At 69.3% G+C, this 15169-nt stretch carries 16 protein-coding genes and 1 pseudogene; 7 read left to right on the forward strand and 10 right to left on the reverse strand.

The window, feature by feature from the left end; all coding sequences use genetic code 11:
• Window positions 1-113: 113 nt before the first annotated feature.
• From N8I84_RS03025 to N8I84_RS03040, 4 genes are all read right to left on the reverse strand, one after another.
• Window positions 114-878, reverse strand: coding sequence for an SDR family NAD(P)-dependent oxidoreductase (locus N8I84_RS03025; protein ID WP_263227904.1), 765 nt, complete (start codon window positions 876-878; stop codon window positions 114-116).
• 369 nt (window positions 879-1247) lie between these two features.
• Complete coding sequence (locus N8I84_RS03030) at window positions 1248-1832, reverse strand: TetR/AcrR family transcriptional regulator (protein ID WP_263227905.1); 585 nt, start codon at window positions 1830-1832, stop codon at window positions 1248-1250.
• 216 nt (window positions 1833-2048) lie between these two features.
• A complete protein-coding gene (locus tag N8I84_RS03035) occupies window positions 2049-4667 on the reverse strand; it encodes a LamG-like jellyroll fold domain-containing protein (protein WP_263227906.1) in 2619 nt (872 codons plus the stop codon).
• Window positions 4668-5043: 376 nt separating this feature from the next.
• Window positions 5044-5595: a GNAT family N-acetyltransferase gene (locus tag N8I84_RS03040; protein ID WP_263227908.1), complete on the reverse strand. Its 552-nt coding sequence runs from the start codon at window positions 5593-5595 to the stop codon at window positions 5044-5046.
• A 51-nt stretch (window positions 5596-5646) separates the two neighbouring features.
• On the opposite strand from N8I84_RS03040, the gene N8I84_RS03045 reads away from it, so the two are divergent.
• Window positions 5647-6279: a TetR/AcrR family transcriptional regulator gene (locus tag N8I84_RS03045; protein WP_263227910.1), complete on the forward strand. Its 633-nt coding sequence runs from the start codon at window positions 5647-5649 to the stop codon at window positions 6277-6279.
• A 48-nt stretch (window positions 6280-6327) separates the two neighbouring features.
• Here the strand turns inward: N8I84_RS03045 and N8I84_RS03050 are convergent, their stop codons facing one another.
• Together N8I84_RS03050 and N8I84_RS03055 are read right to left on the reverse strand one after the other, a co-directional pair.
• Window positions 6328-6483 (reverse strand): hypothetical protein, encoded by a 156-nt coding sequence (locus N8I84_RS03050; RefSeq protein ID WP_263227912.1) that lies wholly within the window; start codon window positions 6481-6483, stop codon window positions 6328-6330.
• 85 nt (window positions 6484-6568) lie between these two features.
• Window positions 6569-7945, reverse strand: coding sequence for a serine hydrolase domain-containing protein (locus tag N8I84_RS03055; RefSeq protein ID WP_263227914.1), 1377 nt, complete (start codon window positions 7943-7945; stop codon window positions 6569-6571).
• Between the two features lie 105 nt (window positions 7946-8050).
• Between N8I84_RS03055 and N8I84_RS03060 the strand changes: the two genes are divergently transcribed.
• Both N8I84_RS03060 and N8I84_RS43395 read left to right on the forward strand, forming a co-directional pair.
• Complete coding sequence (locus N8I84_RS03060) at window positions 8051-8746, forward strand: TetR/AcrR family transcriptional regulator (protein WP_263227915.1); 696 nt, start codon at window positions 8051-8053, stop codon at window positions 8744-8746.
• A gap of 128 nt (window positions 8747-8874) precedes the next feature.
• A pseudogene (locus N8I84_RS43395) lies at window positions 8875-9023 on the forward strand (IS5 family transposase); the annotation flags it as partial.
• Here N8I84_RS43395 and N8I84_RS03065 read toward each other — a convergent pair.
• Both N8I84_RS03065 and N8I84_RS03070 read right to left on the reverse strand, forming a co-directional pair.
• The gene (locus N8I84_RS03065) at window positions 8969-9553 is read right to left on the reverse strand and encodes a GNAT family N-acetyltransferase (protein ID WP_263227917.1); all 585 of its coding nucleotides are present in this window, start codon (window positions 9551-9553) and stop codon (window positions 8969-8971) included. The pseudogene N8I84_RS43395 and the gene N8I84_RS03065 sit on opposite strands and share 55 nt — an antisense overlap.
• Window positions 9554-9741: 188 nt before the next feature.
• Window positions 9742-10104, reverse strand: coding sequence for a DUF1304 domain-containing protein (locus N8I84_RS03070; protein ID WP_263227919.1), 363 nt, complete (start codon window positions 10102-10104; stop codon window positions 9742-9744).
• A 160-nt stretch (window positions 10105-10264) separates the two neighbouring features.
• On the opposite strand from N8I84_RS03070, the gene N8I84_RS03075 reads away from it, so the two are divergent.
• Window positions 10265-10426, forward strand: a complete 162-nt coding sequence (locus tag N8I84_RS03075; protein WP_263227921.1) for a hypothetical protein — start codon at window positions 10265-10267, stop codon at window positions 10424-10426.
• A 247-nt stretch (window positions 10427-10673) separates the two neighbouring features.
• Here N8I84_RS03075 and N8I84_RS03080 read toward each other — a convergent pair whose 3' ends face one another.
• Complete coding sequence (locus tag N8I84_RS03080; RefSeq protein WP_263227922.1) at window positions 10674-11276, reverse strand: TetR/AcrR family transcriptional regulator; 603 nt, start codon at window positions 11274-11276, stop codon at window positions 10674-10676.
• Between the two features lie 82 nt (window positions 11277-11358).
• Between N8I84_RS03080 and N8I84_RS03085 the strand changes: the two genes are divergently transcribed.
• Both N8I84_RS03085 and N8I84_RS03090 read left to right on the forward strand, forming a co-directional pair.
• Complete coding sequence (locus N8I84_RS03085) at window positions 11359-11829, forward strand: nuclear transport factor 2 family protein (protein ID WP_263227923.1); 471 nt, start codon at window positions 11359-11361, stop codon at window positions 11827-11829.
• A 220-nt stretch (window positions 11830-12049) separates the two neighbouring features.
• Window positions 12050-12577: a DUF6584 family protein gene (locus N8I84_RS03090; protein WP_263227924.1), complete on the forward strand. Its 528-nt coding sequence runs from the start codon at window positions 12050-12052 to the stop codon at window positions 12575-12577.
• 147 nt (window positions 12578-12724) lie between these two features.
• Here N8I84_RS03090 and N8I84_RS03095 read toward each other — a convergent pair whose 3' ends face one another.
• On the reverse strand, window positions 12725-14287 hold the full coding sequence (locus tag N8I84_RS03095; protein ID WP_263227925.1) for a helix-turn-helix domain-containing protein: 1563 nt from the start codon (window positions 14285-14287) through the stop codon (window positions 12725-12727).
• Between the two features lie 174 nt (window positions 14288-14461).
• On the opposite strand from N8I84_RS03095, the gene N8I84_RS03100 reads away from it, so the two are divergent.
• The gene (locus tag N8I84_RS03100; protein WP_263227927.1) at window positions 14462-15082 is read left to right on the forward strand and encodes a hypothetical protein; all 621 of its coding nucleotides are present in this window, start codon (window positions 14462-14464) and stop codon (window positions 15080-15082) included.
• Window positions 15083-15169 lie beyond the last annotated feature (87 nt).

Below are 15169 nucleotides of genomic sequence, written 5' to 3' on the forward strand. Positions count from 1 at the left end.
AGGAGCCTACTGCTTGACGATCTCCAGTCCGGAACCGTCCGTCGCGGTACGTGGGCGGGGCACGGCGGCGGCCGGCGCCAGGTCGAGCCGCCTGCCCATCACCGCAGCCGCGGTCAGGCAGCGGCGCCGCCGTCGACGACCAGGTCGGTGCCGACCACGGAGGCGGCGTCCGCCGAGGACAGATACAGCACCGCTGCTGCGATCTCGGCGGTGGATGAGACACGCCCCAGCGGGGACACGCTCTTCATCCGCATGGCGCGGTCGGCGTCGGTCTCGCCGGGTCGCAGCGACATGGTGGTGGCAGACGGGCCTGGGCTTACAGCGTTGATGCGAATCCCATCGGCGATGTGGTCCAGAGCAGCGGCGCGGGTCAACGCGGAGACGGCCGCTTTGCTGGCGATGTAGCCGGCCAGGCCCGGCGTACGGCGGTGCGCACCGAGGTTGGAGGCGATGTTGACGATCGTGCCGCCGGTGGGCTGGTCGCGCATCTGGGCGACTTCGGCCTGGAGGCTGAACAGGACACCGGTGACGTTGATGTCGAGCAAGGCACGCCAGTCCTCCTCCGGGAGATCGGCTACGGGTGCGCCGCCCCGGAAGACGCCCGCATTGTTGACGGCGACATCGAGGCTGCCGAAGTGGTCGACGGTACGGCGGACCAGAGCCCTGACGTCCTCAAAGCGGGTTACGTCTGCGGTGACCGCGGCCGCCGTACCACCCTCGCTCTCGATCAGTGCGACTGTCTCGTCGAGCGATACGGCGGTACGTCCTGACGCGACCACTGAGGCCCCCTCGGCGGCGAAGGCTAGCGCGACGGCGCGGCCGATGCCGGAGCCTGCGCCGGTGACGAGGACGGTCTTACCGCTGAAGCGTGCGGCCATGGCGATGACTCCCTTGGTCGGAACTCGGTCACTTGATGTGGGCATTGAGCAAGGCCGGCGCGAGGGCCCGGCGGTGGTCGCGGAGGAATTCCAGGAGGGGCAGAGGGTCGTGGGCGCGGCGCTCAGCGATCACGGCAGTGGCGAGAAGTGCACCCGGCAGATCGAGGGAGCAGCCGTCCCCGACCGGGGTTGCGGGTGGCAGCCGCGGTGCGAGGACGAGGGCGAGTGGCCCACCGGGCCGGGCGCAGGCGCGATCGGGGTGTCTGCGGTCGTGGTGTTCCAGCTCTGCGTAACGGCCGTTTCCTCACGCATATATTTGACCAACCGTTTCACAATCCACCCGTGGAGGCCCTCCGTCGGAGGTGTTGCTCAGTCCAGCAGCCTCAGCGCCTGTTCGGCCGCATCCTGCACGCGACGCGGGTTGTTCGACGCCTTGCCGACCACCCGCAGGCCTTGCATCAGCACCAGCAGCATCCGTGCGAGCGCCTGCGGATCGCGGTCCGCGGGCAGTTCGCCCTGCGCGTGGGCGCGCACCAGCGCCGAGTGCAGCAAGGTCTCGATGTGGTCCCAGCTCGCCTCGGCCCTGCGGGCCGCCGCCGTGTCGTGCGCGCCCAGCTCGGCGGCCGTGTTGGTGACGAAGCACCCTTTGCCACGCTGGTCATCGGAGCTCGCCTCGGCAGCGAATCGCCGCACCACCGTCCGCACAGCCGGCAGCGCGGGACCCGGCTGGGACAGTTCGCGCAGAAGGACCGGGTCGCGGTTCTCGTTGTACCGGTCCAGCGCCCTCAGATACAGCTCGTGCTTGTTGCCGAAGGTGGCGTAGATACTGGCGCGCCCGATGCCGAGGTGTTCGACGAGGTCCGCCATCGAGGTCGCCTCGTAGCCGCGCCGCCAGAACAACTCCAGGGCTGACTGCAGTGCGGCGTCCGGGTCGAATTCCTTGGTTCTGGCCACACTCGAACCCTAGAAGATATTGAAACGAACGGTCAAATATCTTCGCCAAGGCTCCGCCCTGGGGATCTTCGCGAACCATCATCAGGTGTGCCCGGAAGTGACGTATGAGGCCTGACGAAGAGGGCGGCGCCAGGGGCGCCGCCCTCACTTGAGTGCGCGTCATGATGCAGCGAGGCTGGATCAGCACCTGCGCGAGTTGCCGCCCCGGCCATCGCCTCAGGTCAGGACGAGCTCCAGTACGGTGACCGAGAGCGGCGGCACGGTGCTGGTGAAGGACTTTGCCGCGCCGGTGACGGTGCTCGTCCTGGGCACCAATGTGTCAGGTTCTGTCAGCGTGTTCGTGGTGGTGCGCGAGGGGCCGGTCAGAACCGTCGCGGTGGCCTGCCTCTTGACCCCCTTGGCCAGTCCCTTCAGCTCGACCGGCACGCTCAGCTTCTCCGTCCCGGAGTTGACGACCGCGAGGTAGAGGCGGTTCCCGGAGCGGGTGGCCACGGTGGCGAGGCCGGGCAGTGCACGTGCGGTGGCCGGCAGCACCGTGTTGCCGAGCCTGCTCGTCAGCATGTGCTGTGCCCAGTAGCTGGGCGACACATAGCTGGTGAGGTTGTCGTAGGCGATCAGGTTGGTGGCCCAGACGTTGTTCTTGACGTGCGAGAAGAGCGGCGCGTAGCACTCCATGAGGACCTGGTCCGAGTTGCGGATCAGCCCGGCCAGCCAAGCGGCGTCGCCGAGCGCCGCGTTGAGGTCGGGTGTGGGGCGGCCCTCCTGTGCGGCCCATTCTCCGACGAACACCTTCGTCGAATTGCGGTCCCGGTTGTCGTACTTGTGGGTGGAGGCCTGGGCGGCGGACGGCGCGAGGTAGTAGTGCTCGTCGATCAGGTCCGGCGTGCGGCTCGTCACGGACGTCGAGGCGATCAGCTTCAGATGCGGGTACTTCGCCTTGATCGCGTCGTAGAAGGCCGCGAACCGCTCGTTGTACGACCCAGAGGAGTCGAACCAGTCCTCGTTGCCGATCTCGACGTACTCCAGCGGGAACGGCTCGGGGTGTCCGTCGGCGGCACGTCGTGCGCCCCAGGTGCTGGTGACAGGACCGGTGACGTACTCGATCTCGTCGAGTGCGTCCTGGATGAACGGCTTGAGCGCGTCGCCGGTGACGTGTTCGCCCTTGAGTGAGTAGCCGGCGAACACGGCGAGGACCGGCTGGGCGTGCATGTCCTCGACCCATTCCAGGTATTCGAGGAGGCCGAGGCCGTCCGTGGACCAGTAGCCCCAGGCGTCGTCCATGTGGCCGGGGCGCTCCCAGACCGGACCGATGGTGTTCTTCCAGTTGAACCGTGTCGCAATGGTGTTGCCCTCGAGGAAGTTTCCGCCGGGGAAGCGCAGGAACTTCGGCTTCAGAGCGACCAGTTTGTCCATCAGGTCGATGCGCAGGCCGTTGGGCCGGTTGTTGTAGGTGGGCGGGAAGAGGGACACATGCTGGAGCCACAGGGTCTCGCCCGCGGCGGCGGGGTCGGCCGTGGTGACGGTCAGCCTTGCGTCACCGACCACGGGGGTGCTCGAACCGGTCCGCAGGGTCAGCTCGAACGGGCGGTCCGGGAAGGCGGTGCCGATGTGGGACACGTGAGCGGACGCGTACACCGTCGCACCGTCTGCCGACTCGATGGCCACCGTGAGCGGGCCGATGCGTCGTGACGCCTTGGCGAACAGTCGGGCGGTGTAGGCCGTTCCGGGCCGCACCGGTATGCCCCAGAAGCCGTCGTTGGCGACGCCGGCCCGGTCTCCGGCCCCCACGCTGCTCGGCAGCGCGACCTTGAGGGAACGGTTGAGCGCGGCGTTGAGCGGGGTGGCGGTGTCGAGCGCGAGGGTCGTTCCGCCGACGGCGGACCAGTGGACGGGCGTGGTGTCGCTGGCCATCATCGAGCGGTTCTGCACCAGTTCGGCGTAGATGCCGCCCTCGCCGGAGTGGTTGATGTCTTCGAACATCAAGCCCGGGAGGATGGGGGACACGGCGTGGGCGGGGGTGCCGACGTCCACGCTCAGCAGCGGCGTCGTGGTCTCCACAGGGACCCCGGCCAAGGCCGCGACCTGGTCGGAGGTGAGGACGGACGGGAACATCCACACGTCGTCGACCAGGCCGTGCCACTGGTCGACGTGCCCACCGCCGTAGAGCGCACGGCCGATGGCGGTGTCGCCGCTGCCGGCCCAGCCCGCGGTGTAGGCGGTCTCCCCCTCCAGCACGCCGTTGACGTAGAGGCGAATGACGCCGGCGGCCGGGTCGCTGACGCCGACCAGGTGGGTCCAGGTGCCGGTGGTGGGCGCTGAAGCGGCGGCCGCCACCGCGGCGCTCTGGGTGGCGTCCGAGTCGAGCCGGGCGAAGGCGAACGTGCCGGTGTCATCGCGCAGCCCCAGGTAGAAGGCGCTGACGACCTTGCCGTCGATGCTGACGGCGGTCTGGTAGCCGCCGAGTTGAGCGAGGTTGACCCAGGCACCCACCGAGAATCCCTTGGAGGTGTCGAGGGCCGGCCCGGACGCCGCGGCGTTGCCGCCTGCCGTGAGGCTCAGGCTGTGGGCGCCGACCTTGCCGGTGTCCCAGCCGGCCGCGCCCTGGAGCGTCGCGGTGCGACCGTTGCCGGAGGAGTCGGCGGCGGAGGTGCCGGAGCCTTCGTCGAAGGTCCAGTGGGCGGCTGCGGCGGGGAGGTCCGCGGCCGCGGCGCTTGGGGCTGTGCCGGTGAGCGCGGCGGCGCCGGCGGGAGTGGCGGCGGCGAGGGTCCCGGCGAGGGAGGCGGCGCCCAGGGCGGTGAGGACGGTTCTGCGGGGCACTCCGGCTTCTGAAGGCATGCGGCTCATTCCTTTGTGACGGATCGTTGCATTGCGTACCGGCCGGAGTAGGGCAGCTTGTCCGAGCTGCCGGCTGACCTCGTTCGATATGCCGTACACTGATCGTTACTTCGAGCAGCAGGGATCTTAAGGTGTCGGCGAGGCCCGTCAATACCCCTCGAATGGCAATGCTTTTCCACGCCTCGTCCGCCCCGTGGTTCCCAAGAGACAGACGCGAAGCGGGACTCCGTTGGGTTGCGTGGCTGTTCCGTGTGTTCCGCTCCCGTACCCGAGCGACCGCAGCAAGCCAAGGATCGAGCGCTGCGCGCCTCGGTGGCGGGCTGGTCGGGAAGCGGCCTTCATGAGCGGAGGCGCGCTTGGAGGTGCTGGTCGCCGGTCACTGCCCCAGGCCCCGCCATTCCGGGGCGAGGAGCGCCCACAGCTGCTTGTCGTAGCGCACGCCCCCATACGGCCACGCCTGGCGTCGCACGCCCTCCAGCGTCATGCCCAGCCGTTCGGCCACAGCTGAGCTGCGGTCGTTGTCGGCCCGGCAGTGCCACTCGGCTCGATGCAGCCCCCGGGAGGTGAACGCCCAGTCCAACAACGCGCCGCATGCCCGCGTGATCAGACCGTGGCCCTCGGCGGACGGCTCCAGCCAGCAACCGATCTCACAAGAGCCGAAAGCAGCCTGGAAGTCGGTGAACATCACACCGCCGACCAGCAATCCAGCCCGCCAGATGCCATACAGGCGGGCACCGTCACCGGCCTGCCGTTCGGCATACCTCTTGAGCGTGGCCCGCGCCCCCTCCACATCGTCGGTGACGAACGCGGGCCCGACCCACGGACGGATGTGCTCACGGGCCCGGTCCATATGGTCCGCGAACTCCTCGGCATGCCAGATCTCCAACGGTCCAAGGTGAGCTCCCTCGCCCAGGGACAGCGAAAACATGAGGCCTCCCCCATTCACATAACAAGTGTTATGACAATGTACCGTGGCAGCATGCCACGCACCAAGGGAGATCACGAGGCCCGCCGACGCGACGTCTCCGAAGCGGTCTGGCAGGTCATGGCCACACGCGGCTTCGCCGGCCTGACACTGCGCGCCGTCGCCGCCGAACTCGACGCGACCACCGGCCTGCTCACGCATTACTTCCCCAGCAAACGCGCCTTGGTGGAGTACGCCCTCGACCTGCTGGAACAGCGCACCATCGCCCGCCCCCGCCGTCATGGAGGCGCGGGTCTGGCGGCCCTCAGGGACGCACTGCTGGACATCCTGCCGCTGACCGCCGAGGCCACCGACAGCAACCGGATCTGGGTCTCCTCCTGGGACGCCGCACTCTCCGACCCGACCCTGAGCACCGACTACGCCCGCAAGTACGCCCAAAGCCGCGACAGGCTGACCGAACGGGTGGCCGCGGCCCAGGAACTCGGCGAACTTCCCCCCGGAGACCCCGCAGACATCGCGGTCGGCGCTCAGGCCTTCGTTCTCGGCCTGGTGGTCCAGACCCTCTTCGACCCGGCGGCGTTCCCGCCGCAGCGGCAAGTCGGGCTCCTGGACGACTACCTCTCCACCCTGACCGCCCGCACTGATCCAACGACGATCACCCGGCACGACCCCGACGGCAGGCCCTGAGCATCAGGCGGCGATCCATGCCTGTCTGAGCGGTGAGCGTGCGCCGCGTCAGCGCCGCCAGGTCCCGGACGCGTTCGTGCCGTTCTCGGACCATTGAGCGCACAGCAGGTCGGCGACGGTGGTGAGGGTGCGCGTGGACAGCGACAGACGCACCTGGCGCACAGGGTTTTCGGTGCCCTCGGCGGGGCTGAGGTTCGTTCGCATAAAAGGGTCGTGTCCGTGAGCCGACTGTCGTCGGTTCGAGATGCCGGAAGGGGCGGCCGCTCGGGACCGCCCCTCCTGCGTTGGATCAGGATGCTTTCGCGACCCGGCTGAAGAGTCGGCCGGCGAGGTCGACGCCTGTGACCGAGCCGTTGACGTCGCGGGAGAAGTAGCCACGCTGCCCCTTGAGGCCGCCTTCAGTGACGATGTACTCGTCGCCGTCGCCGGGAAGGAAGCCTATGTCCGCGGCCGGGTGGTCCGGGGGCATTTCCTCGTCCGATGCCTCGCGGATCTCCGGCTTGATCCCGACCGCCAGGGTGAGACGGGTGCCGTCGGTGGCGATGTCGAGGTTCATGGCGTCGATCTCGTAGCGGCCGACGACCTGTTGGGCCTGTCCCTCGTCGTACGGGACCGGCTCTGCCGTCTTCTCGACGACGCCGAGGCAGTGCTCGAGCGCCCACCGCACGACGGACTGGTTGAAGGGGTAGCCGTCCGGGCCGACGTTGGCCAGGGAGACCACCGCGAAGTCGCGTTCGGGCACGATGAGCAGCTCGGCGAACTGGCCGTTGCCCGAACCGCCGTGGCCGATCCCATGGAGGCCGTCCAGGTCGTGCAGGAACCAGCAGATGCCGAAGCCGTCGCCGAGCGTGCTGGCGCGCAGCTCGACCGTCTGCTCCCGCATGCGGTGCAGCTCTGCGGCGGGCAAGACGCCACCGCCGTCGCCGAGTTGGAACCGCGCCCAGCGCAGCACATCGCTCGCCGAGGAGGCGAGGCCGCCACCGGGGTTGTCGCCGCGTGCGCCCTCCTTGAACGCTCCCCAGGGCCGGGCGGGGTGCAGCTCGCCGTCGTCGCCGCGGTTGTAGCCCACGGCGAACTTGCGGACCATCACCTCGGACAGGCCGTACACGGTGTCCACAAGGCCCACCGGCTCCAGGACTAGCGAGGCCATGGCCTGCTCGAAGGGCAGGCCCGTGACCTTCTCCACGATCCGCCCGGCCAGGTTGTAACCGGCCTGGCTGTACGAGGCCCGGGCACCGGGCGGTGCGATCAGCGGCAGCTGGGGCAGCTTTGCCACGAGCCCGGCCAGGGAGCGGTCGCCCTCGCCGTCGTCGATCAGGTTCCAGTCCAGGCCCGCGGTGTGGTTGAGCAGGTTCAGGACGGTGATCTGCGCCGCGGCCTGCTCGTCGGCCAGCTTCAGCTCGGGGACGTAGCGCCGCACCGGCGCGTCCAGGTCCACCTTCCCCTCGGCGACCAGGCGCATCAGCGCGGTCGCCGTGAAGGTCTTGGACACCGACGCCAGAGGGAACAGCGTCTTCTCGTCGACCGGCAGCGGGTTGCCGAGGCTCGTCACGCCGTGCGAGGCGTAGATCTCCTGGCCGTCCAGGAGCACCCCGACGGCAACGCCTGGCACGGCGAACTCCGTCGCCTGCGCCTTGACGAACTCCGACAGCTTGTCCTGCAGCATTGCTCCCCCTTCGAGTACTTGAACTAAGTACGAGAGGCAGCGTAGACCGCTCCTCGAACAAAGTTCAAGACTCGTCACGAACTAAGTGCAAGTAGGGTGGTGGCCATGCCGCGAGACACACTGACCGCAGACCGGATCGTCCGTGCGGCAATCGAGCTGCTCGACGACGAGGGACTGGACGGCCTCAACATGCGGAGCCTGGCGAAACGGCTCGGCTCGGCCGCCACGGCCGTCTACTGGCACATCAAGACCAAGGACGACCTGGTCCGACTCGCCAGCGACGCGATCTGGCACGAGGTCGAGTCGCCCGATCTCGATGCCACCGACTGGCGCACCGCCGCCACCGCCCATGCCACCGGCATGCACGCAATGCTCACCCGGCACCCCTGGCTCGTCCAGGCATTCGGCAGCCACCTCCTGCACGGACCCGGCCAGGCCCAGCACAACGACCTCAGCCTGGCCATCTACGAAAAGGCGGGCTTCGCCGCCGCCGACGCGGACCGGGCGGCCGCCACCGTGTTCACCTTCGTGCTCGGCAGCGCGCTCGGCCCTGCCGCCCAGGTCTCGCTGAACCGCCGGCTGAGCAAGAACAGCGCAGACGCGGAGGAACTGATGGCCGACGCCATGACACGCGCCACCGAGACCGCCATGCAATTTCCGCGCCTGCGCGAACGCCTCGGCACCACGGCCGCCACGGAGTACGCCGAAGCGCCCGACAACACCTTCGCGTTCGGCCTTCAGTCCCTCCTCGACGGCTTCGAGGCCCGCCTCACCGGCGACCGCGCAGGCCGGCGCGAGTGACCACCCCGGACAACACCCGCCCGACCAGCCCACGGCCCCTTTCCGGCATCACGCCGACACACGAGCGGGCGAGGTGAGACAGAACGGGACACCGACGTGCCCCTGAGCGGTGCACATGACTCCACGGCCCGCAGGACTCCAAGGCTCGGCACGCCGTCGAGTGCGGCATCAATCGCCTCAAAAGGCACCACCCTTGGCCACGAGGTACGAACCAGCCGTCCGCTACGAGGCGATCGTCCTCGTCGCGGCCACCAATGAATGGCTGCGACCAGCGTGATCGAGAGTGATCCAGTAGCGGCGCTTGACCCCGGTCTCGATGCTGCGCACATCTTCGAGGACGCCGCCATTGCTCTCGATGGTGCGCGCCGAGCCGACGTTGCCATCGTCACAGGTGAGGAGGATCCGGTCCAGACCGAGCGCCGGCGCCTTGAGCAGAACCGCTCCCAGCGCCCACGTGGCCAGTCCGCGTCTCCTGGCAGAAGGCCGAACGCTGTAGCCGATGTTTCCGCCGCCTTCCAACAGAAAGGCGTTCAGATAGTGCCGAAGGTCGATGGCCCCGAGGTACGTCTCGCCGTCGACGATCCACCAGTGGGTGGCGTGGACGCGTCCTTCCCCGACAGGCAGCGACCGGTCCGATTGCTGCCGCAGGCGCTCGACCCACGAGGCGAACCCTTCCGGACTGTCGAGGTCATCGTCACCAACCAGACGCAGGCCGGCCCCGTCCTGGTGAGCGCCAGGCTGCCACTCGTCACGCGCCGCGAGCCACGAGGAATGCAGCCGTTCCGTGGGAGCGATCAGTTCAGCCATGCGAGGGACGATAACACCCAAATCCCCGATGGGATCAGGCACTTGGTGCCAGATCGGGAGCCTGGCCCATCGGATGGGGTGCAGCGGGTAAGCCAGGCCGAGGCGAAACCCCCTCATTCCGCCCCGATTGATCAACCACTACTCGGCCGGACATCCCCCTCCACACCGGTCCTCGGCCCGTGACGGACTCAGCGGGCGGCGACCACCAGTGCCAGTGCGACGAGCGCAGGCACCGTCTGGACGAACAGGATCCGGCGGCTCGAGGTTGCCGCCCCGTAGGCCCCTGCGACCGCGACACACACCAGGAAGAACACCTTGGCCTGGAAGCCGGCCGGATCGGCGGCAACTGCGCCCCACACCAGGCCTGCGGCGAGGAAGCCGTTGTACAGGCCCTGGTTGGCAGCCAGAGTCTTCGTCGAGGCGGCGAACTCCTCCGTGGTGCCGAAGGAGGCCCTGGCCCGGGGCGTGGTCCACAGGAACATCTCCAGGACCAGGATGTAGAGGTGCAGCACGGCTATGGCCAGCACCGCACAAGTAGCGACGATCGACATGTCCATGAGGGTACGGCGTACGACCTCGCGTGCCTCGCCGCCTTCCCAATCCCCACTGCCCTGAGCCGACGCGGTCAGCGGTGTGATCGGTCCGCGCAAGCCTGGACCTGCGGCCTCAGAAAGGAAGACGCCGACGATGTGAAGGCCGGCAAGGAGGGTCGTGGCGGTCTTCTCGGAGCGGGTGGTCAGGGCGTCCGGACTCGCCCTGCCGGAGGACTGGGAGAAAGCCATGGACGACGCCGTCGACGCGGCCGTTGCGGACACTCCCGACACCGCGCCCCTACGCGCTCTGCTCGCCGGCATCAACCGCGTATCGGCATAGTGCGGTACCAGGGAAGCCCTGGACGTCCCCCTGGTGCGGCCCGACTTGGTCCTCCTGGCGGCACCCAGCCCAGGAGGGGCGGCAGCGATCGGGCGGAGGCCGAGCCTCCTGATCGCGTCGACAGGGAGCCCGAGCCATCGGCTCGTCGCCGATTCGGAGCACAGGAGGACAAGGCGTGCCCGAGGGCGGCCCCCGCTCCGCCCGAGCCGAGCCGGCGGCCGCCCGCAAGGCGCGCCCACGACTCCTGCTACGAAGGGAGGTCAGAGCTGACGCGGCGTGTGTCGAGCGTCAGCAGGAGCTGCGCCGCCTGCTTGGCCTGGCGAGCCGCTGCGGGTGTGCCTGAGATGGCGGCGGTGGCCATGGCCCCCTCGGCCAGTAGGGCGATCTGGGTGCCGGTATCCGCTGCCGCTCCCGCAGCTGTCGCCAGCTCTCGCACGTAAGCGTGGAAGGTGTCCTTGTGGTGTCGAGCCACTGCACCGACCCGGGGGGATGTGCCGCCCAGCTCGCCGAAGGAGTTGATGAAGGCGCACCCGCGGAAGTCGGGCTGGGTGAACCAGTCCTCCAGCCAGTCGAAGACGGCGAGCAGCCGCTCCTGCGGAGTCTCCGCGGCCGTGTCGACGTGGGCGGCAAGGCTTCGGAGCCAACGGACGTCCCTGCGGGCCAAGTAGGCCTCGACGAGGTCGCCCTTGGAGGGGAACAGCTGGTAGAGGCGCCGTAGCGTGACGCCCGAGGCGTCGCGGATCACGTCCATGCCCACGGCTTGGATGCCTCGGGCGTAGAAGAGGTCTTCGGCGGCGTCCAGGATGCGCTCACGTGCCAGATCGGTGTCCACGTTTCCTGCCCGTTGCATGAGAACCAGCGTTCTCCTAGTGTAGACGACACCGTGAGAACGATCGTTCTCAGTGCCGCAGGGCTTCCCAGAGGAGTGCGTCATGTCCGAGCAGCGCCCGCCGTTCCCGCCGTTCACCCGGGAAACGGCGATCATCAAGGTCCGCCGGGCCGAAGACGGCTGGAACACCCGCGCCCCCGAGAAGGTCGCTCTCGCCTACACGCCCGACTCGCGCTGGCGCAACCGCGCGGAGTTCGTCACCGGCCGCGACGAGATCGTGGAGTTCCTGACCCGCAAGTGGAACCGGGAACTGGACTACCGCCTCATCAAGGAGCTCTGGGCGTTCGACGGGAACCGCATCGCGGTGCGGTTCGCCTACGAATACCACGACGACTCCGGCCAGTGGTACCGCGCCTACGGCAACGAGAACTGGGAGTTCGACGACAACGGCCTCATGCGCGCGCGGCACGCGAGCATCAACGACATGCCCATCGCCGAGCAGGAGCGCAAGTACCACTGGCCGCTGGGCCGCCGCCCCGACGACCACCCGGGCCTGTCCGACCTCGGGCTGTAAAACCCCGCACCGCGATGGTCGGCAGCCCCCTATGACTACCCACTCCCCCGGCCGGCGCCCTGGGGCGACCAGCCGACACCCAGCGTGACCGCCTCTAGCAGCTCTCTCTCAAGACGCTGTTCCAGCAGGCCACCGTCTGATCAACTCCTGTGCCCCGCTGAACGGGAGCGTGCGACAAACCACGTCGACGTGGATCAGTGCGGTACCCGATCATGTGTTCATGCCCCTGAGTGAGACCCTTGCCCGAGTCGACGCGGACCTGGCCGCCGGCCGGGTTCCCGTCGCGCGCCAGCGTTTGCGCGGTCTCGTCTCATCCATCCCGTACGACCTGACGCTCCGTCGGCGTCTGGCCGAGGTGTACCGGCTCTACGGCGACGCCGCCGAGGCCGGACGTTGGATGTACCTCGAAGAGGACCGCAACGCCGACGAGACCGCCGCCTTCGAGGCGCGGTACGGGTCTCCCGGGTGGCGGATGAAGGCCCTCGCCTGGCGCGGCCCCGAGGCGATGGCCGGCACCGCCTTCGCGGAGGGGCAGCTGGTCGCAGTGCGGACCGCCTGCGCCGAGGAGCTGGGGCACCCCGTCGACTGGGACGACCCCGCCTCCCACCGGGACGGCCTGGAGGAGGAGTACGAGGCGCCCTCCGAGCCGTGGACGGTCGGCGGTGTACTGGCGGGCGTCGGCTGCATGGTGGGGGCCCTTGCGTTCCTCGCGATCTGGGTGAATGGAGTCGTTGCCCTCTTCGACTGACCCCACGGGACACCTGACACCACGTCGTCGTCGACGGGCAGGGCATCCCGCTCGCGGTGTCGCCGACCGGCGGACCGCCGCTTGCGTATCCGCTGGGAGCGACGCGACGACACCCACGAAGCATTCCTCGGCCTCGCCACCTGCTCATCACCCACCGTCACGTCCAACGCCTTTGTCAGGACCTCTAATGTCGGCGGGCACCCACTGACGCACTCCGTCGCCGTTCGCGCCGTACCAGTAGCGGGGCAGGCCCTGGGTGCTACTGGTGCGGAACGGGCGGCCGTGGTCGTCGATGCGGATCGTGCCGGTGCTGCCCTGGGAGGACCAGTCGAGTTCCAGGTACCAGTTGCAGTCGTAGGCCTTCGTCGTCGCGGTGACCAGCAGCACCTCCGGGTCCTCGGCGGAGACGCGGTAGGGGAACTGAACTGCGGGGAGGCGCTTTCCGCTGTCGTTGCCGGGGCGTGCGCGGGCGATCGGGCGGTTGACGTCCAGGTTCACGGAGAAGTCACGAGGCGTCAGGTCTCCGCCGCAGCCCTGGTCCATGGCGTACACATTGCCGGTTACCGGGGTGCCACGGCTGACCATACGAACCCGGAGGGCCTGCAGGACCACGGCCGTGGACGACTTCCCCTGCACCGAGATCTGCACCATCGTCTGCCCCCCGTGCACCGCCCCCTGTGTCGCCGCCCACGCCCCGGCGTCCTGCTGCACCGGCGGCGGGGGTACCTGGGTCGGCTTCTTCGCGATGACGTAGTCGTGTCCGCAACCGCCCTGCCAGATCTGCGAGTCGGCGGTCCAGGCGAGCGGCACACCGGTCGTCACCGGGGCGTCGCTCTTCCTGTTCGACGGTCCGCCCTTCGACTCGGTGCGCCCCGAAGCCCGAACTCCTGCGGAGGGAGAGGCCGACGAGCGGCTGGGAGAGGGACTGGTCGCAGTGGCCGAGAGGTGGCCTGACGTACCGGCTCCTGCCGTACGGGACTGACCGGGGGCTCTGGCGGAGTCGTCGTCGGACCGATCTGCCGACAGCGCCGACAGACTGCCCAGCGTCACCAGCAGCGCGGTCGCCACGGCGGCTCCGACGACGGTGCGGCGACGGCGGTACCAGGGCCGTCCGGTCGAGCGGGCCACATCCCACTGGGCCGTCGGCTCGGGACTGCCCGGTCCATGAGCGTGGCGAGCGGGTCGCCCGGCGTCGGGTGCGCCCGCGCAGAGTCGCAGCGGTGCACCGCTCGTACCACCGCCATCACCACCGACGCCGTCCGCGCCGGCACCCCCGCCCCGCGCCGTCCGGCTGTCCGGACCCGAAGCCCGCTCGCCCCCTGTCGGCTCCAGCGCCCCCTTGGACCCGATCGCCTCCGCTGCCTCCTCGGCACTTGCCTGCTCCCCCGCGCCCCGTTCACCCGCCCTCGGCCGCTGTCGTGCCGTCACCGCGAGCAGCCACAGGCGGTGGAGTTCGAGGCGTTCCTCCGATGCAGCCCCACAGAAGGCGGCCAGGCGCTCCACCGGGGCGTAGTCCTGCGGGACCGCCTCGCCCGCGCAGTAGCGGTGCAGCGTGGAGGTGTTCATGTTGAGCCGCCGGGCCAGGGAGCCGTAGCTCCGGTCCGTGCGGTCCTTCAGTCGGCGCAGCAGCGCCGCGAACTGCTCGACGTCGTCCCCGGTCGACACCGTTCCCCCGTCCTCCACCGTGTCCCCGTATCCCAGGCGGTCCATATACCTGCACGTCAGACGGGCTGGGACGGTTCCACCGTCGCCGGACGGGCGTCCGGCATTGCACCGGGCCGCCGTGACGGCCGATGCTCTTGGTGTCGCACCGACCAGGGCCGGACCGACCAGCCGGCGGCGGACGACAGACGACACCCATGCACTCATCCACGGGGGACACCCATGCCCAAGCGCACCGGAGCAGGCGCGCTCCACGCACTCGCCGTCACGGGCTTCGCCCTCGGCGCGACGCTCCCCACACCGGCGAACGCGGCAGCCAAGGCGCCCGGCTTCCTCGCGGCGGCCGACCTCCCGCCGCACCCGAGTTCGTCCTGGACGGCCGGCAAGGTCACCGCCGGCGCACCGGAGGCGGTGGAACAGGACCGCTGCCTGAGCATGGCGCTGGGCGGCGGCTCGGACACCTGGTACCGGGAGTTCCGTACCGACCATGACACGAGCGCCCGCCAGGTCAGCGTGCAGTCGTCCACGACGGCTGCGGCGAAGGGCCGGTTCTCACGGCTGAACAAGGACATCAAGTCCTGTGCGGTACGCATCGAGAAGGCCGACCCGGAAGCCGAGGCCACGCTGAAGGACTACGGCACGCTGCCTGCCGAGGAGGGCGCCCACGTCTACGGCCTGCACACGGTGACCCTCTGGGGCGCCTCCGACATCCGTCTGCTCTCCGTCGGCCGGGACGGCAGGACCGTCACGGTCGTCGACCGGGGTCAGCTCGGCGGCTTCAGGGACGCGCCGGTTAAGGCCTTCAAGAAGACGACCGTCACGGCCGTGCACAAGCTCCACTGACCGCATGACCGGGGCCGCCCTCCGCCACGGGGGTGGGGAGGGCTGCCCATCAACCACCGACAGCGCCATTCGGCGCGATTCATCACG

The organism is Streptomyces cynarae (assembly GCF_025642135.1).
In the GTDB taxonomy this organism is placed as follows: Bacteria; Actinomycetota; Actinomycetes; order Streptomycetales; family Streptomycetaceae; genus Streptomyces; species Streptomyces cynarae.